15 protein-coding genes are annotated in these 18,052 nt (G+C 59.8%); 8 read left to right on the top strand and 7 right to left on the bottom strand.

All coding sequences use genetic code 11. The features are described from left to right. The first annotated feature begins 383 nt into the window (after nucleotides 1-383). From efeU to efeO (PspS35_RS13620), 4 genes are read left to right on the top strand one after another with little or no spacing between them, the layout of a single operon-like run. Nucleotides 384-1,229 carry an iron uptake transporter permease EfeU gene (gene efeU, locus PspS35_RS13635; RefSeq protein ID WP_159935278.1) on the top strand — a complete coding sequence of 282 codons (846 nt, stop codon included), beginning with the start codon at nucleotides 384-386 and terminating at the stop codon, nucleotides 1,227-1,229. A 10-nt stretch (nucleotides 1,230-1,239) separates the two neighbouring features. After that, complete coding sequence (gene efeO / locus PspS35_RS13630; protein WP_159935276.1) at nucleotides 1,240-2,442, top strand: iron uptake system protein EfeO; 1,203 nt, start codon at nucleotides 1,240-1,242, stop codon at nucleotides 2,440-2,442. Nucleotides 2,443-2,456: 14 nt separating this feature from the next. Then, entirely contained in the window at nucleotides 2,457-3,764 is a 1,308-nt protein-coding gene (efeB, locus tag PspS35_RS13625; protein WP_159935274.1) for an iron uptake transporter deferrochelatase/peroxidase subunit, read from the top strand. A 28-nt stretch (nucleotides 3,765-3,792) separates the two neighbouring features. Continuing rightward, on the top strand, nucleotides 3,793-4,614 hold the full coding sequence (gene efeO, locus PspS35_RS13620) for an iron uptake system protein EfeO (protein ID WP_159935272.1): 822 nt from the start codon (nucleotides 3,793-3,795) through the stop codon (nucleotides 4,612-4,614). A 37-nt stretch (nucleotides 4,615-4,651) separates the two neighbouring features. On the opposite strand, the gene PspS35_RS13615 is transcribed toward efeO (PspS35_RS13620), so the two are convergent. Both PspS35_RS13615 and pssA read right to left on the bottom strand, forming a co-directional pair. Continuing rightward, nucleotides 4,652-8,092, bottom strand: coding sequence for a hypothetical protein (locus PspS35_RS13615; RefSeq protein ID WP_159935270.1), 3,441 nt, complete (start codon nucleotides 8,090-8,092; stop codon nucleotides 4,652-4,654). 150 nt (nucleotides 8,093-8,242) lie between these two features. Beyond that, entirely contained in the window at nucleotides 8,243-9,586 is a 1,344-nt protein-coding gene (gene pssA / locus PspS35_RS13610) for a CDP-diacylglycerol--serine O-phosphatidyltransferase (protein WP_159935268.1), read from the bottom strand. Nucleotides 9,587-9,710: 124 nt separating this feature from the next. Here pssA and PspS35_RS13605 point away from each other — a divergent pair, with 124 nt between their 5' ends. After that, nucleotides 9,711-10,274 (top strand): TetR/AcrR family transcriptional regulator, encoded by a 564-nt coding sequence (locus tag PspS35_RS13605; protein WP_159935266.1) that lies wholly within the window; start codon nucleotides 9,711-9,713, stop codon nucleotides 10,272-10,274. Nucleotides 10,275-10,314: 40 nt separating this feature from the next. Then, nucleotides 10,315-10,794, top strand: coding sequence for a nuclear transport factor 2 family protein (locus PspS35_RS13600; protein ID WP_159935264.1), 480 nt, complete (start codon nucleotides 10,315-10,317; stop codon nucleotides 10,792-10,794). A gap of 43 nt (nucleotides 10,795-10,837) precedes the next feature. Here PspS35_RS13600 and PspS35_RS13595 read toward each other — a convergent pair whose 3' ends face one another. From PspS35_RS13595 to PspS35_RS13580, 4 genes are all read right to left on the bottom strand, one after another. Further along, nucleotides 10,838-11,986 (bottom strand): PQQ-dependent sugar dehydrogenase, encoded by a 1,149-nt coding sequence (locus PspS35_RS13595; protein WP_159935262.1) that lies wholly within the window; start codon nucleotides 11,984-11,986, stop codon nucleotides 10,838-10,840. 11 nt (nucleotides 11,987-11,997) lie between these two features. Beyond that, nucleotides 11,998-12,312 (bottom strand): hypothetical protein, encoded by a 315-nt coding sequence (locus PspS35_RS13590; protein WP_159935260.1) that lies wholly within the window; start codon nucleotides 12,310-12,312, stop codon nucleotides 11,998-12,000. Nucleotides 12,313-12,471: 159 nt separating this feature from the next. Beyond that, nucleotides 12,472-13,371 carry a lipid A hydroxylase LpxO gene (lpxO, locus tag PspS35_RS13585; RefSeq protein ID WP_159935258.1) on the bottom strand — a complete coding sequence of 300 codons (900 nt, stop codon included), beginning with the start codon at nucleotides 13,369-13,371 and terminating at the stop codon, nucleotides 12,472-12,474. A gap of 264 nt (nucleotides 13,372-13,635) precedes the next feature. Further along, nucleotides 13,636-14,952: a Wzz/FepE/Etk N-terminal domain-containing protein gene (locus PspS35_RS13580; protein WP_238786041.1), complete on the bottom strand. Its 1,317-nt coding sequence runs from the start codon at nucleotides 14,950-14,952 to the stop codon at nucleotides 13,636-13,638. Between the two features lie 352 nt (nucleotides 14,953-15,304). Between PspS35_RS13580 and PspS35_RS13575 the strand changes: the two genes are divergently transcribed. After that, nucleotides 15,305-15,691 carry a TIGR03067 domain-containing protein gene (locus tag PspS35_RS13575; protein ID WP_159935254.1) on the top strand — a complete coding sequence of 129 codons (387 nt, stop codon included), beginning with the start codon at nucleotides 15,305-15,307 and terminating at the stop codon, nucleotides 15,689-15,691. A 140-nt stretch (nucleotides 15,692-15,831) separates the two neighbouring features. Here PspS35_RS13575 and PspS35_RS13570 read toward each other — a convergent pair whose 3' ends face one another. Continuing rightward, nucleotides 15,832-16,644 (bottom strand): class I SAM-dependent methyltransferase, encoded by an 813-nt coding sequence (locus tag PspS35_RS13570; protein WP_159935252.1) that lies wholly within the window; start codon nucleotides 16,642-16,644, stop codon nucleotides 15,832-15,834. A gap of 153 nt (nucleotides 16,645-16,797) precedes the next feature. On the opposite strand from PspS35_RS13570, the gene PspS35_RS13565 reads away from it, so the two are divergent. Beyond that, nucleotides 16,798-18,036, top strand: coding sequence for an MFS transporter (locus PspS35_RS13565; RefSeq protein WP_159935250.1), 1,239 nt, complete (start codon nucleotides 16,798-16,800; stop codon nucleotides 18,034-18,036). Nucleotides 18,037-18,052 lie beyond the last annotated feature (16 nt).

The raw sequence follows: 18,052 nt of genomic DNA, 5'->3' as shown, positions 1-18,052 counted from the left end.
TTTTTACCAACAGGGCGCTCATCCGATGAGTTGCTGGGAAGTGCTTGGGGTGCCGTCCGACGCCGATACACGCAGTATCAAGCGCCAATAGCTATGGCAACGGGTAAAACAACCCGGTTACGACTACCTTGGCGCGCTGCAAACACTCGCCCGACACTCAAGCGAAACCACCGACCCAGAGCAGTTGGACGCTGATTACTTTGAAACTCAACGGCGCTTTGAATTGCTGGTGGATACCTACAACCAAGCCATCGGACAGGACTACTGAGCGGCCTTCTCTGGGCCGTTCAGCCACTGTTCAGCAAACGTCAAGATTGCTTGTTTAGTAATGAGTATCATTATGTTACAACTTAGGCTCCTATCTAGTTACGCTTTGGTGCCGAATGCTTGTCCCCTTTCTCATCATGCTGCGCGAAGGCATTGAAGCAGCGTTGATCGTTGGCATCATCGCCAGTTACCTGCAACAGACCGGCCGTGGCCAGTGGATGCCGGCGGTGTGGATCGGGGTGTTCCTCGCTGCTGCGTTGGCCTTGCTGGTCGGCGGCGGCCTGGAACTGGTCAGCGCCGAGTTCCCGCAGAAACAACAGGAACTGTTCGAAGGCATCGTCGGCCTGGTGGCCGTGGGCATTCTCAGTTCCATGGTGTTCTGGATGCGCAAGGTGGCGCGCTCCATCAAGCATTCCCTGCACGCTTCCCTTGATCAGGCGTTGACCGGTTCCAAACACCAGGTCACGGCACTGATCCTCATGGTGTTTTTCGCCGTGGCCCGTGAAGGCCTGGAAACCGTGTTTTTCCTGCTCGCGGTGTTCCAGCAGAGTGAAGGCCCCGGCGCGCCGATTGGCGCCCTACTTGGCCTGATCCTGGCCATCATCGTGGGTTTTCTGATCTACACCGGCAGCATGCGCTTGAACCTGGGGGCGTTTTTCCGTTGGACCGGCCTGTTTATCCTGGTGGTTGCCGCCGGCATCCTCGCCAACTCGGTGCAAGCGCTGCATGAAGCCGGCGTGTGGAACCGCCTGCAAACCGTACTGTTCGACTTCAGCGCCGGGTTGCCAATGGACAGCCCCCTGGGTTCGGTACTGGCCGGCATGTTCGGTTACCAGGAAGCGCCGACCGTCAGTACCTTGGGCGCCTACCTGATCTACCTGGTCGTGGCGCTGGTGATGTTTTTCTTGCCTGCGGCACCGGCCAAGCCTGCCAACACGCCCTCTTCCGTTTCCAGTCAGTAAGGACCGTCTCTTGTCCAACCCAACGCCTCAACCTGCCTCGCCTCCCCGCGCCCTGCGCTGGGCGGTGGCCGGCTCGGTGGTCGTGATGATCGCCGCCGGTGGCCTGTTCTACTACGCCTCGCAATTGGCCGCCGCCAAGCGCCAGACCAACAGCAATGAAATCGCCGTGACCATCCATGGCCACGCCTGCGAGCCAAACGCGTTGACGGTCCCGGCCGGGCGGGCGAGCTTTCGCATCATCAACCGTTCCGACCGCGCCGTGGAATGGGAAATCCTCGACGGCGTGCTGGTGGTCGAGGAACGGGAAAACATCGCCCCCGGCCTGAGCCAAGTGATCAACGCCAACCTGCTGCCCGGCGACTATGCGATCACCTGTGGGTTGCTGAGCAACCCCCGTGGCACGTTGCATGTAACGCCAACTGCGGAGTCTGACGCCCAGGCAAAAGCCAAGCCGTCGATGGTGGCGTTTATCGGCCCGTTATCGGAGTTCCGGGTCTACCTGAGCAGCCAGGGCAGCGCATTGGTCAAGGCCGTGACCGCCCTGCAGCAAGCGATCAACACTGGTGACCTGGCACAAGCCCAGGCGCTGTATGTTCCGGCCCGTGAGGCTTACCAGCGACTGGCGCCCGCGTCCCAACGCCTGGCGGAGCTGGACAACGCAATCAACGCCCGCGCCGATTACTTCGAAAAACGCGAGCAGGACCCAGCTTTCAGCGGCTTCCATCGCCTCGAATACAGCCTGTTCCAGCAACGCAGCCTTGATGGCCTGGCCCCGCTGGCGCAGCGCCTGGTCACCGATGTCACTAGCCTTAAACAGCAACTGCTGGCCCAGTCGCTGCCACCGGAGCAACTGGTGAGCATCGTGGTGCGCAACCTCAACAGCCTGGCCGATGTACGTGCCGTCAGCGGTGAGGAGGAACGCTACAGCCACGTCGACCTGAACGGTTTCGCCGCCAACCTGCAAGCAGCGCACAAAGTGGTCGAGTTGATGCGTGCACTGTTGAGCAAATCCGCCGCCGACCTGTTGCCGAAGATTGACAGCGCCCTCGCCGCCTTCGACGCCGAACTCGCTGGGTTCAAGGTCGATGACCGTTATGTCACGTACGACAGCGTAAACGCCGATCAGCGCAAGCAGATCGCCGACAAGGCCAAGGCTCTGGCCGTTGCACTCGATGGAATCGACCCCGCCCTTGGCCTCTCCGGCCTGCAGTGAAGACGACCGCACACATGAGTGATTCAGCACAGTTTGATCTACAACGCCGCCGTGTCCTGCTGGGCATGGCCGCCACCGGCGCAGCGATTGCCGGCAGCAGCCTGAGCTGCCCGGCCATGGCCGCCGCAGCGCAAGAACAAGTCACCACCGCACCGCGCAGTGACAAGACCCAGGACCATCACGACTTTTTCGGCCAGCACCAAAGCGGCATCGTCACCCCGCGCCCGGCCTGCGGCATGATCGTGGCATTCGACGTATTGGCCAGTGACCGCGAAGACCTGGAGCGGCTGTTCCGCACCTTGAACGAGCGCATCGGTTTCCTGATGACCGGCGGCACCGTGGAGCAAGTCGATCCGAAGTTGCCGCCCACCGATTCCGGGATCCTTGGCCCGGTGGTCACCCCGGACAACCTGACCATCACCGTGTCCGTCGGCGAATCGCTGTTCGATGAGCGTTTCGGCCTGGGCGCCGCCAAACCCAAGCGCCTGAGCCGCATGGTCGGTTTCCCCAACGATGCGCTGGAGCCAGCGCAATGCCACGGCGACCTCAGCCTGCAATTGAGTTCCAACACCCCGGACACCAATATCCACGCCCTGCGCGACATCGTGAAAAACCTGCCCGACCTGTTGCTGGTGCGCTGGAAACAGGAAGGCAGCGTGCCGCCACAGGCGCCGGCCAAACCCGGCGAGCCGGCGCAGAGCGCGCGCAACTTCCTGGGTTTCCGTGACGGCTCGGCCAACCCGAACTCCAACGACGATAAAGCGATGAACCAAATCGTCTGGGTCCAACCGGGCAACGACGAACCGGCCTGGGCGGCCCATGGCAGCTACCAGGCAGTGCGCATTATCCGCAACTTCGTCGAGCGTTGGGACCGCACGCCCCTGCAAGAGCAAGAAAGCATCATCGGCCGCGTCAAGACCACGGGCGCGCCGATGGGTGGCCAGCAAGAAAGCCAGGTTCCCGACTACAGCAAGGACCCGCAAGGCAAGTTGACCAAGCTTGATGCGCACATCCGCCTGGCCAACCCACGCACCCCGCAGACTCAGGCCAACTTGATCCTGCGCCGGCCGTTCAACTACTCCAACGGCGTCAACAAAAACGGCCAGCTGGACATGGGGCTGTTGTTCATCTGCTACCAGGCTGACCTGGAGAAAGGCTTTATCAGCGTGCAGACCCGGCTCAACGGCGAGCCCCTGGAGGAGTACCTCAAGCCGGTCGGCGGTGGGTACTTCTTCACCTTGCCGGGGGTCACCGGCCCCAAGGATTTCATCGGGCGCACGCTGCTCGCGGCCACGCACCCTCAAACCACTGCCAACACCTGAAACCAACCCCCACAGCGGAAACCGTCCCATGAAGAAATCGACTCTCGCGTTGTCGTTGTTAATGACCCTCTCGCCCCTGGCCGCCTTCGCCGCCACCACGGCGCCGCTGGACCTGGTAGGGCCGGTGTCGGACTACAAGATCTACGTCACAGAGGAAATCGGTGAACTGGTGACCCAGACCCAAGCATTCACCGACGCCATCAACAAGGGCGACCTGGCCACGGCCAAGAAGCTCTACGCGCCGACCCGCGTGCACTATGAGTCCATCGAGCCGATTGCCGAGCTGTTCAGTGACCTGGATGCGTCCATCGACTCCCGCGTCGACGACCACGAAAAAGGCGTGACCGCCGAAGACTTCACCGGTTTCCACCGCATCGAATACGCGTTGTTCTCGCAGAATTCGACCAAGGGTTTGCAAGCGCTGACCGCCAAGCTCAACGCCGACGTCAATGACCTCAAGACCCGCGTCGACGGCCTGACCTTCCCGCCGGAGAAAGTCGTCGGCGGCGCCGCAGCCCTGCTCGAAGAAGTCGCCGCGACCAAGATCTCCGGTGAAGAAGACCGCTACAGCCATACCGACCTGTATGACTTCCAGGGCAACATCGACGGCGCGAAAAAAATCGTTGATCTGTTCCGTGGCCAGATCGAGAAGCAAGACAAGGCCTTCCTGGCCAAAGTCAACAAAAACTTCGCCACCGTGGACAAGGTCCTGGCCAAATACAAGACCAAGGACGGTGGCTTCCAGACCTACGACAACGTGAAGGAAAACGACCGTAAGGCGTTGGTCGGTCCGGTGAACACCTTGGCCGAAGACCTGTCGACCCTGCGCGGCAAGCTGGGCCTGAACTGAGCAAAATGCCTAGGCACGGTGCGCAGGCCTGAGCGTTCTACGTTGCGCTCGACAGCGTGAACCCATCCAACGGCGTACCCATCGGTGCGCCGTTTTGCGGATTGGTCGCGTACCACTGACCATTGACCTGCAGCGCGTGTACCGGCACGGCATGGTTGTGACCGTTATGCGCAGGCTTCTGCTCAGTGGTTTCTAGCTGTTGGAGCTGACGCAAGCCTAAATGCACACCCAGGAATGCCCGGAGTTTTTCCTCTATCGCAAACATATTGGTAAGCACCGTTATTTTCGGTGCGCTTTTGAGCAGATTGGGCAGCACAAACACACCTTTTGCAGTGTTGCCTAGCAAGTCCGCCCCGCCATCCAGCGGGTTCAAAAATGCGCTGACGGCCGTTACGCCCTTCTCCAACACGCGAAACGCCTTGGCACCAAAGGGCGCGACGACTTTTGTCGACTGCACCAAGGGCCGAATCGTCGATCCCGCCCCGCTCAACAATGCACCGACTGTGTCGATGACCAGCGCACGCGTGCCCTCGACAATATTGCCCTTGGCCAATTCCATGATTGCGCCGACAAAAGGGATCATGCTCAACAGCATCCTGTCGTTGGCTCTCGACAACTGCCGCTGCTGTTCAAGCGGTAGCTCACCCTGGGCGATCTTCAACACGCTGTCGCGGTGATGTATGAAATTACCTTCCATAATGCCCTGGACGATCGCCTCGGTGCGGGCCGATGAAAAGCTGTTGGGCACTGGCAGGCTGTCATGCCCGGCCGGGGGCGCAGTGGCAGGTAGCGTGTCACCCAGCTTTTCGATGATGATGCGCGGGGACGATACGCCCGGCCGAGGCATGGCGTCGCTGGTGTAGGCGTTGAAATCAAACGGCTCCACTGCACCGTTTTGCTTCTGTACGTCGGTGGGTGCCCAGGCACCGTAGGTTTTCACGAAGTCTTCAAGGGTGCCGCCCAACGCCAACTGGTCCGGCAAGTCCTCACGCTTGACGATCAACATCTTCGGCGCAAACACCTCAAAATAGCTGACCTTGCCGTTGTGGGCACAGCGTATCAACGTGCCTTTGCGCCCGCGCCCTTCCTCAACCTGCTCAGGTGTTTCCTCCATGATGAGCACTGCGTCGGTTTGCTCACGCAAAGTGAACAGTTCGATGCTGCCATATTCCAGGGCCTGTCGATCTGCCAGTGGCAATTCTGCAATCAGCTTTCGAGTAGCAGTATTCAGCCCTTGCTTGAGGTCCGCCAGGTAGGCGTCCACTTTGCCCGGCACTTGAGCCTGCACATCCGGCAGGTTGGCGATTTTCAGATTAAGGGCTTGGACGTTACGGTCGACAACGGCTCGATCAGCCGGACTGAGACCGCGGTTGAACTGAGAGGGCGTTTTGGCCGGGGCGGGTTGAGGCGCCTGCTCCCCTGGGGCGAGCAGCATCCAGCGGTCCTTGACCAGTTCGCCCGTCATGTAGGTTTCTATCAGTGAGCGGGCCCTGGGTTCGGACAATGCCATGTTGCGAAGCTCATCCCGGTCTGCGATGTGTACTTTCAACGCTTTCAATTGTTCGAGGCTGAGTTCGGGAAATACAGCTTTGAGGTGCAGGGTCGCCAACTCACGCCGCGTGGGCAGTGGCACCCTGAACACCTCTAAGGCTTGCAGCAGTTGATCACGCTGGGCCTGGAACGCTTCGGCGGCCTGTTGATGCAGTTGCGGGGTGTAACGCTCCTCTTGCGGCCTGGGGTAGACGCCTTGCATCACGCCCCAATCGAGCAACGTATCGACACCGTAGTTATCCAGCAGCGCAGCCTCTTCGGGAGTGGACGCATCCAGCCGGCTGAGCGCCAGGATCTCATCGTAGTTCATCGCTCGCGAACAGCCGGCTCCACCCTGGCGCTCGGCAAACGCGACACCCAGGCGAAGGTCAGCCCAGGCCGTAGAACCCACGCGGAGTGTGGGCGCAATATCCCGGACCAAAAACTCCGGGGCGTTACTGGCGAGGAACAGGTGCGCGATCAAAGGAACGGTCTGCGCATCGAGCAAAGGATGGGCGCTCAGGTGGGCCTCGACTTGTGCGCGCACCTCAGCCATCGTCATCCCGCTGTTGGCAGCGCGATAAACGTCGTAGCCGGCAATGAGGCCGCGGCGTTTGCCTGCATCCGGGTCGATCTGCAACAGGACCGCCGCAAGCGCCATTTGCTTGGCTTCGCGCGCCGACAGCGCAAACGCCCCGGATGCCCCCTGAAAACTCAAGCTGCGCGCCGCTGCCTCGCCCCAGTGGAGTGCCGTACGATGGCCAAGGATTTGCTCCAGGAAGTGATCCGCCTGGGCACGCAGGGCCTCAGGGGTGTTGTCATCCAGAACCCCGACAAAATCAAGTGCGCGCAACAGACTGGCCGTACTGCCCTGGCTGATCCCATCGTCCTCGATCAACTGCGGTACCAGGCGCTTATCGGTCTGCGACAACAGGCCAGGCGCCCACGGCTGCGAAATCAGCTGTGCGTAGTCACCCAACGCCGGGGCGGGTGGCATCTGGGTGAGGAGCCAACGAATGACATTGCGTACCTCTTTGCCGGTCTTGGGTTCCGATAACCCCTGGGAAATCAGTACTTCGGCGATGGGAGCCGTGACAGCAGCGTTGACGGCCGGTGCTGCAGTCGGGCTGATCGGTGTGCGGACATTGGCCAGCGAGATGGCTTCATCGTCAGACTTATCGCGAACGAAATCACGCAGGCCGCTCGCCAGATGCGCGCGCTCATCCATCAAATTGATGGCTTTTATTGACGCTAGGCTGGCGCTGCGCAAACGGTTCTTCAACTCGCTCGACAGGCCTGACCAATCTGACTCCATCAAGGCCTCACGCACCTGATCCAACTCGTCCAGCTGGGTCGGTGGGGTGATGCCATACCATCGCAACAACGCATTGCGGGAAAACAGCTCGCTTTGCGCGCTCATATAGACCACGCCCTTACCGGCGACATCCAGCGCGCTGACGGCTGCACGCAATCGGGCGCTGACTTGCCACCAGCCGGAGTCATCGCCCAGGGTAAATGTCTTGCGTGTCGCCCCACCTCTTCCCATGACCAATCCGGTAACGGTGTCGGGGCCAACCACCACGGTATCCAGCGCCAAGCCCTTGCTCATCAGCCACGCCTTCATGTCGGCGGTATTGAAAGCACTGCGCACGGCACAAAACCCTGCGTAAACCAAGCTGTCGGGTGGGATCTGGACTAGCGAATCCGAGGGGTTGCGCATGGCGGATGTGCCGAGTGCGTTTTGCAGTTGGTGATCGCCGTCACTCGACGGCTCAGGTACAGGCTGCAACGTCCATTGCGGGCCTGTCTCGGCGGCGGGGTTGGGAGTGATTTCGCGTTTGTGACGCAACGTGCTGTCAACTGAGGGGGCCACTGCGGGTGCTTGGCGGGCCGGTTGCGCCACGGGCGTCAGGAGGGAGGCGCGAACGCTTGAGTCGATGCTCGACATTTCTGTTTCCTCTGTACCAATGAAGGGCAGAGTTCTCATCCCTAAGAACTGTCGAGAGGAAATTTAAAGGCCGGCACGGCCGATGTGGGCAAGCGAACTCCCAAATACGTGACGGTAATCAGAGTGTTTGTGGTACGACATCAGCGTGGCTCACAGGATGCGGTAGAGCAACCTCTCAATACGTACCCGGCTGACTCGGCGTAGGAATTTGCCAACAGCTTGCGGGTAATCCGGCAGCGTCTGTAAGTGCTGATAACGCTCGATGCGCGTGGTGTGTTGGAAAATCTGCTCCAGCTCCACCCGCCGCGGCTCGAGCCACTGGCCTTGTGGGTCATCGATGAGCAAGGCGTTTTCCAAATCGAGGCGAAAGGCCCGAGGGTTGAGGTTGTTGCCGGTGAGCAAGGTATAGCGCTCGTCGATCCACATGCCCTTGAGGTGATAGGTGTTGTCGCCGTCGTGCCATAGGTGCAGGTTCAAGCGGCCGCTGTCGATCATCGGTTGATGGCGCTTGGCAAAACGGCGCAGGCTGATTTCGTATAGGTAAGGCAGTGCCGCGATCACCTTGAACGGCTCACTGGGCGGGATGTAGAAGTCGTTGGCGGTCTTGTCACCAACAATGATATCGATCTTCACGCCACGTGCCAGGGCACGGTTGATCTCGCGAGTGACCGGCAACGGCAGGTTGAAGTACGGCGTGCAGATGGTCAGTTGGTGCTGGGCGCTGGCGATCAGTTCCAGGATCACCCGGCTCAGCGGGTTGTTCTTGCCCACACCCAGCAGCGGGCTGACCGACAGGTGACCATTGGGCAGTTGCCCAGCCGTGGTGTCGTAGGCCGCGTGCTTGAGACGGCTGCGCAGGTCGCCGATATCGTTGCGCAGGCTGCGGGTGGTGGGCGGGTTCGGTAGGTCCAGGCGGTGCACCGCCTTGGACGCTACCAGGCCATGTTCCACCAGGTGCTGCATCGAATCGGCCAGCGGTTGGCTGTGAATCAGGTGGTAGCGGTCAAAGCGGTATTTGTCGAACTTGTGCAGGTACACGTTATTCAAGCTCGCGCCGCTGTACAGCACGCTGTCATCGATCACAAAGCCCTTGAGGTGCAGCACGCCAAACAGCTCGCGGGTTTGTACCGGCACGCCGTACACCGGCACTTCGCTGGCATGGCGCTGAGTCATGGCCTGGTACCAGGCGCTGTTGCCAGGCTGCTTGCCGGCACCGATCAGTCCGCGCTGGGCGCGCAGCCAATCGACCACCACCACGATGTCCAGCGCCGGCCGTGCCGTCTTGGCGGCGTGCAGGGCGTCGTAGATTTCCTGCCCGGCTTCATCGTGCTGCAAGTACAGCGCAACGATGTAGATACGCCGCGTGGCCCGGGGGATTTGCTCCAGCAGGCAACGACGATACGCATCGGCACCGGACAGCACGCCAATGGCGTCAGGAGTAAGAGGGAAACCACGTAGCTTGGGCAACAGGGAGCGTTTGAAGAACGACGGCATAAGGCTCGCAATGGGTCGAATCCGAAGAGGTCCCGAGCTTACACCATGGGGGTGCTCAGGTCTCGCTGCGCGCTATGGAAAAAGTTTATTGACCAAGGAGAACGATCGTTCTACTGTTTGTGGCATGAACGACATGACTGGCAACGAAACCCGCGACATCATCCTCGACGTCACTGAAAAGTTGATCTATCGCCATGGCATCGCCGCCACCGGCATGGACTTGCTGGTGAAAACCGCCGGCGTCTCGCGAAAAAGCATATACCGCTACTTCGCCAATAAAGACGAACTGGTGATTGCCGCCCTGCAACGCCGCGACGAGCGCTGGCTGCGTTGGCTGCGCAGCGAAGTGGAGCGTGTCGAAGGCAGTGGCGAGCGCTTGCTCGCACTGTTCAGCGCATTGAACACCTGGTTCGGCTCGGCGGATTTTCGCGGCTGCGCCTTTATCAATACCAGCGGCGAAACCGGCGACCCGCACGACCCGGTCCGCCTGTTGGCCAAGGCGCATAAACAAAAGCTGTTCGAGTACGCCCTCGAACTGTGTCAAGCACATGGCACCCCCGAGCCCGAACGGCAGGCCGCGCACCTGCTGATCCTGATCGATGGCGCCATTACCGTTGCCCTGGTGATGGGTGATTCAAGCGCCGCCAATAATGCGCAATGCATGGCGCGAACGTTATTGGGTCTTTGAATGCACAGCCACGCAACTTCGTCTTAACAGGAGCCATCACATGTCATCAACCCCGCAGACACGCCCGCCTCTTCCCCCCTTCACTCGCGAGTCGGCCATCGAAAAAGTGCGCCTGGCCGAAGACGGCTGGAACTCTCGCGACCCGCAACGCGTGTCCCTGGCCTACACCGTGGACACTCAGTGGCGTAACCGCGCCGAATTCGCTCACAACCGCGAGGAGGCGAAGGGTTTTCTGACTCGCAAGTGGGCCAAGGAGTTGGATTATCGGCTGATCAAAGAATTATGGGCGTTCACCGATAACCGCATTGCCGTGCGTTATGCCTATGAATGGCACGACGACTCGGGCAACTGGTTTCGCTCTTATGGTAACGAAAACTGGGAATTCGACGAGTACGGCCTGATGGCCAATCGTTTTGCCTGCATCAACGACCTGCCCATCCAGGAAAGCGAACGCAAGTTCCACTGGCCCCTGGGCCGGCGCCCGGATGAGCATCCGGGGTTGTCCGAACTGGGGCTCTAGCCTGAAGCCGCAAGCGTGAAGCCTCACGCTTGCGGCGTAGCGCTTAATCCTGATTCAGACCGACGCGATACAGCACGCCATCATTTTCATCCGTCAGCACGTACAGGTAGCCATCCGGGCCCTGCCGCACATCGCGAATCCGCGCTTTCAGGCCGCCCAGCAAACGCTCCTCATGCACGATCTTGTCGCCATCGAACTGCAAGCGAATCAGTTCCTGGCTGGCCAACGCGCCGATAAACAGGTTGTGCTGCCAAGCCTTGAAACGATCGGCGTCATAAAACGCCATACCACTGATGGCCGGTGACTTTTCCCACACGTGGTGGGGGGCCACGGTGCCTTCAGCGGTCTTGCCTTTGGCTTCGGGAATGGGTGTCAGGGAATAGTTGATGCCGTGGGTAGCCAAGGGCCAGCCATAGTTTTTGCCCCGCTCGATGATATTGATTTCATCGCCGCCCCGTGGTCCGTGTTCGTTCTCCCAGACTGTGCCGCTCCAGGGGTTCAGCGCCAGGCCTTGGGGGTTGCGCTGACCATAGGACCAGATCTCCGGACGCACACCCTGCTGGCCGACAAAGGGGTTGTCCTCGGGCACGCGACCATCCGCGAAGATGCGCACCACTTTGCCTTGGAGCTTGTCCAGGTCCTGGGCGGTGGGCCGGTCATTGTTTTCACCCAGGGTCACGAACAGGTAGCCGTCCCGGTCAAACGCCAGGCGCGAGCCGAAGTGATTGCCGGTAGACAGCTTCGGCTCCTGGCGCAGGATGACCTTGAAATCGCTCAAGCCACTCAAGTCCGCCGCCAGGCGCCCACGGCCCACGGCGGTGCCGGCCGTACCGCCTTTGCCGCCGCCTTCGGCATACGACAGGTAGACCAGGCGGTCTTGTTTGAAGTCGGGCGATAGCACCACGTCCAACAAACCACCCTGCCCTTTGGCCCAGACTTCGGGCACACCGGTCAATGGCGCCGAGAGCTTGCCGTCCGGAGTGACGAAACGCAGGTGGCCCGCACGCTCAGTCACCAGGAAGCCTTGCTTGTCCGGCAGAAACGCCACGGCCCAGGGATGGTCCAGGCCTTTGACGATAGGCGTGGCGGTGATGCTGCCTTGCTCAGTGGGGAACTGTTGAGCATCGCCCGCATGTACGGCACCGATACTGGTCACGCACGCAACGGCTATCAGGGTTTTGCGTAGAAACATAAGACAAATCCTTACCGGCGATTGCCGTTGGCATCATAAGTGGGGGCTTTGGTTTCGGGAGCCGGACGACGGGGAGCGGCATCGCGCTGCGGATAGCGGTTGCCGATTCCACCATTTTCCAAGGTCGGCGTACGCGTGGTCGGCCCGGTCTGAATCCCGCGAATGGCCGGCGCGTTGGGCTGGGTGCCCTGCATGCTATTGGGGTTGGCCCGATGGATAGGGCTGTTGTTCGAGGGGTTGTTGCCGGGAAGATTTTGCGCTTGGGCGAGTGGAATCAAGGCCAGACCCAACATCAACGCGGCAACGCGGCATACACGGGTGTTCATGACAAAGCCTCACTGGGCCGAGGAGTACACGTATTCGATAACACGCTACGCCTGGGGTTCGGCTTTGGTAACTAAATACTTCCTGATTAGGTGTAACACGATCTGTCCGTATGCTTGCAGGACCTCATCCACCGCCGTGAATGGCGCCCCGGCCACGCCTCAGATGAGCACGAAGATCAGCGCAAGAGCCCCAAAGATCGCCCACTTTTCCAGGTAATAGCGCGTGCGGTTGCGCTTCTTCAAGGCCTTGCCACGCACGCGAATCTTGTACAGGCGGGTAAAGGCGCGATTCAGCGCACCGGTCTTGTCGCCCTCCTCGTTGGGCGAGCCTGCTGCGGCCATCACGTTACGGCTGAACCAGCGATTGAACGCCGCTGCCCAGCGATATTTCATCGGCCGCTCGATATCACAGAACAGGATGATCCGATTGTGCTGGGTGGTGTTTTCGGCGTAGTGGATGTAGGTCTCGTCGAACATCACTGGCTCACCGTCGCGCCAGAAGTAATGCTCACCGTCCACATTGATGTAGCAGCCCGGATCGTTCGGCGTATCCAAGCCCAGGTGATAACGGTAGGAGCCGGCATAGGGATCGCGGTGGCGTACCAACCGGGAGCCCGGCGGCAATTCGGCGAACATCGCCGCCTTGATCGAGCCGATACCCTGCACTAGCTCGGTGGTGCGCGGGCACAGCTTCATCGCTGACGGGTGACTGTCGCCATACCATTTGAGATAAAAACGCTTCCAACCCGATTTGAAAAACGAGTTGAACCCCACGTCATTGTGCTCTTGCGAACGCTTGATCTGCCCTGCTCGCATCAAGTTCTGGCCTTCCTGGCGAATCTCCTCCCAGTGTTCTTGCAACGGACTCAGGTCCGGAAAATTGCTGGGCGACAGGTAAGGCCGACTGGGCAGCTTGGAGAACAGGTAGAGAAAGCAGTTGATCGGCGCCAGGAAGGTCGAATGATCGCTGAGCTGACGGCCCAACTTGTGCCGCACCCGACCACGCAGGTGTACATACGCAATGGAGGCAACGTAGAGAGCAACGATGATGAGTTTCAAGGGATTTCGCCACACGTCAGAAGAGAACAGGCTGCTCCCGCGTACCCACGACGGTCGAGGATGGAATGCAGCGCCTGAAATCACAATTCACACGGTCGGCACGCCCCGCTGGATGACAGCCGGCGCGTGACCATTGGCAGTTATTTAGCCACAGTTTGTAACCAAAAGTTAACTAAGAATTGTGAAAAGCTGTCTACTGAGTGTGCTGGGCAGACACGCCCGCAGGCTGGCGTTTGAGCCTGGTGCGAGGTGTTTGAGCATGCCCTATTGCTGTATCAGGCGGCGCTCATCGGTCAACGAAAATGGCCCGATACTACGGCGTACCTGCGAGAAATACCGTATCAAGGCCACCAGTATCCCCAGCATCAGCCCGGCCAGCAGGCTCAACACGACGATCATTGCTTTTTTCGGTTTGATCGGGCCCAAAGGCTCTTGGGCCCGCCGGTCAACGGTCACCAGCCTTAGCGTACTCATATCGATGTTGAGCCTGCGCAACCGCGCCTGTTCTGCCCACAGCGACTCAACGCCCTGCAGGAACAGGTCTTCATTCTTGCGTGCGTTGAGCCCCTCGACTTCACGATTGGAATCGAGCATGCGCAACTCTTTGCCAATTTCGACGATTCGGCTGTTGGTGAAGTCGTCGTTAGTGCGTCGCTGCAACGCGGCCCGCTCTGCCTCCAACACCTGCGTGCCCATGAAAAACAGCGGGACTTTCTGGTTGGTCACCTCGGTGCGCATCACCTGACTTGAACCGTTAAAAGCGTAGGCTCCCATGGCAGAGGGCGTGGTGGGGCTTTTGATACCGATGGATCGGGCAATCGAAATGGCTTCTGTCAGCTCCACCAGGCGATTACTGCGCTCCACCGTCATTTGCGAGCGCAAGGCCGCGATTTCATCTTTCAACGTGGCGCGCTTGACGTCATCGGCCTCCAGTAACCTGGCAATTTTTGACTCTTTAGCCGTTTCGTAATTGGCACGAGCGGCGTCGATCTTGCCTTGGAGTTCATTCAGGCGGTTATTGACGATCACTTTAAGGTCGGCGCCCACTTGCTCGCGCTGTAGCGCAATCGCATAGTCGACCAGCCCGTTGAGGATCGCCACGCCATCAATCCCGCGGGGATACTGCATTTCCAGGCGCATATAACTGTTGGCAGCGTCGGACCGCCTGGGGTCTTGTAGCACCAGGTTGATAGCATTGCGATTGAACGCTTCAAAGCCTTGCTCCAGGCTTTGCCCTGGGCGCTGGAAGGCCTGGAACAGCGCCGGGTTAGCCCTGAAGAAGCCCAGCCTGGCCTCGTAGGAGTCCAGTTGCGCGCCGACCTTGGCCAGCGCCTCGGCAGGCGGCAACTTATAGACCTCGGAACGATTGAGTGCGTCCAGCTCATTGATCGCGGCGGGCCGCAGCACACTGCTGACCTGATACACGGCAGGTGCGAGAAACGCGTAGCTTGCGCCCAGTAACCCGACCAGCAGCGTGCAACCGATAACCCATTTTCTTTGCTTGTAGATTGCGTGAAACAGTTCAAATAGATCGACTTCATCCGTAGGCAGATGATGATGAAGCTGGGGAGTGTTGTTCAAAGTTCTTACGCCCTGATGAGTTGACATTCAGCGCCCAACCACACAGACCTGAATAACAACCGAATAAACAGGGGGCAACATCCGGATTTGCTCTATACAGCAACCCGGTGCCATTGACGGCGCCTTGTTGTTGGCGCCGTGACTGACAGGCACCCACAGCATAGACGCTTCGTTACAAGACGTTACCCGACCGTTTAGAAAAATATCGGAATTCGCCTATAGACAAAGGAAAAATCAGTATAAAAAACACAAATAAGGAGCTTTCCTACGCGTGATTACGCGAAAGATGATTCAAACTGCGGCACCGTGACGCTCCCCGCGTCGATTGACGATTGAGCAAAAAGGAAATTGCATGTCACTTCTATCAGACCCGGACTTTCTAGCCCTGCAAGGCGCCTGGGAACAGACATCGCTGGAGGACAGCGGCGTACTCAACCCGGCCGATGCCCACAGTGCTCCAGGCGCAATGACTACGATTACGGGTGACCGTTTCGAAGTAAAAACCGTCAGCGGCGAGGTGTTATTGGCTGGCCGGTTTTTTCTGGACAGCACCACGGTGCCCAAGAGCATTACCTGGGTGGACGCCATAGGCGATGATGCAGGCAAATACTTGCCCGCGAGCTACCGCCTTGAAGACGATGACTTCGTGTTTATTGCGGCGGATGAAAATATGCCCAGGCCACGCACATTCAGCACTGGCCCAGGCGAGACCATGCGCACGTTCGTGCGGCGCCGCTGATTGATTGCACGCTACGAACGTGTGACATGCTTTTCACACAACCTTCACTTTCAGGCCTATAGGGTGAAGGCTACCTACTCCAGTGAATCCCTTGGCCCGCCTATCCTCGCGGGCTTTTTTTTGCGCGGGTGAAAACCGCTTCAAGCAGGCCGTTTAACGGCGGTGAGGGTGAAGCACAGTGGCAACTGCGCAGGCTGGCCCTCGTACTGATCGTAGAGCTCCTCCCGATTAGAGTGCGCGTACTCCTGCAAGTGACTGATCTGCAGGTCGGCGCAAATCGCGGCGCTGACCACCTCCCCCAAGGTGTGCACGAACCAATAGGAAGTAGGCCCCGCTACTTCGGCCTGGCCTTCATAGACAATTGATTCACGTAGCACAAAAGGTTCGCGCTGGAAGTAGGAGCTGGCGGGTAACAGCGGGTTCTGCGCCCTGGGGTCAAATACCTCTAGAAACGGGTGGGTTTCATACATCACCAGCGCACCGCCAGGCTTAAGGGTGCTGGCGACATGCTGCATAAACAGGGCCACATCCGGCATCCAACCAAGCACCCCAATGGTCACCAAGGCAATATCGAAGCGCCCCTGCAAGTGCGCCGGTAAATGGTGGATATCACTTTCGATAAATTCAGGGCTGTGGGGCGAAACGCAGGCTAATTCACGCGCCTGCTGCAGGAACGCGGGGGATTGATCGACACCCACCGCCGAGCTCGCGCCCAGCCCCAACAGCGATAGGGTTTCGCGCCCATTGTTGCAGCACAGTTGCACCACCTGCTTGCCGCCAACACCGATGTCTTGCAACACCCTTGTCAGGGTCGGATCCAGGCAAGAAAAACCGGGGTTGCCGACCGATTTGAGCAAGGCACTCCAGGTGTCGGTGGTTTTATGCAGGTCGGCTGATTGATCCCAGGCTTGCTTGTTGCAGGCAATCGCCTGTTGAGCTGAGGGCATGTCCATTGCGTCTCCAGAAGTCATAACCGCGGGGCGTAGAAAGTAAGCCAAGTGCATGCCGATTAAAACCCCAAACCTTGTACGAAACTTATCCCGATACACGCGAGTCACTAAACCAATCCGCGCTCAGTCGTTGAACGCGTTCCAGAAGACCTCGCCGTGGCTACTCATTCCGATCTGCGCAATGCCCTGTCCCTGGACAGCCTGAATTTTTTCCTGGCCGATGTACGCGACGGTCTTGGCCCCTACCTCGCGATTTACCTGCTGGCGGTGCACCAATGGAACCCAGCCAGCATCGGCGTGGTGATGACCCTGGCGGGTATCGCCGCCTTGATCACCCAGGGCCCGGCCGGCGCGCTGATTGATCGTACCCGCAGCAAGCGCGCGGTGATCGGCATCGCTGCGCTGCTGGTGACGGCCAGTTGCCTGCTGCTGCCATTTGTCAGTTCGTTCGGTTGGGTGGCGTTGACCCAAGCCGCCAGTGCTATTGCCGCCTCGGTGTTTGCCCCGGCGATTTCCGCCATTTCCCTGGGGATCACCGGGCCGCGTGCATTTACCCGCCGAACCGGACGCAACGAAACCTTCAACCACGCTGGCAATGCTGTCGCCGCGCTGCTGGCCGGCGGCCTGGCCTACCTGTTCGGGCCAGTGGTGGTGTTTTACCTGATGGCCTTTATGGCGGTGGCCAGCGTGGTAGCGGTCAGTTGCGTCTCGGCTGCGGCGATCGACCATGACGTCGCCCGCGGCTTCGACCCGGCCCATCATTGCGAGCATGCGCAGCCGTCCGGCATGAAGGTACTGCTCGCCAACCGCCCACTGCTGCTGTTCGCTATCTGCTGCGCGCTGTTTCACTTGGCCAATGCGGCGATGCTGCCGCTGGTCAGTCAGAAGCTATCGCAGATCAACCTGCACATGGCCACGCCGCTGACGTCGGCATGCATCGTCGCCGCACAATTGGTCATGGTGCCGGTGGCCTGGCTGGTGGGCGCCAAGGCTGACATATGGGGACGCAAGCCGCTGTTGCTGGCTGGGTTCATGATCCTGCCGGTGCGCGGCGTGCTGTATACCTTGTCCAACGATCCGTACTGGCTGGTGGCCGTGCAGATGCTCGACGGCATTGGCGCAGGGATCTTCGGCGCGCTGTTCCCGGTGATCGTCAAGGACCTGACCCAAGGCACCGGGCGCTTCAACGTCAGTCTGGGCGCGCTGTCCACGGTATTTGGCCTGGGCGCCGCCTTGAGCAGCAGCCTGGCGGGTTTCGTGGTACAGCAGGCCGGCTACAACGCGGCGTTCCTGACCCTGGCCGGGGTCGCAAGCGTGGCGTTGGCGCTGCTAGCACTGGCGATGCCGGAGACGTTGGCCAAACCCTCTTTTGCGTGCCGTACTACGACCGCCTGATGTGGGCATTCGCACA

The sequence above is a fragment of the Pseudomonas sp. S35 genome (assembly GCF_009866765.1).
Taxonomy (GTDB): Bacteria; Pseudomonadota; Gammaproteobacteria; order Pseudomonadales; family Pseudomonadaceae; genus Aquipseudomonas.
This window is presented reverse-complemented; position numbering and strand designations above follow the sequence as displayed.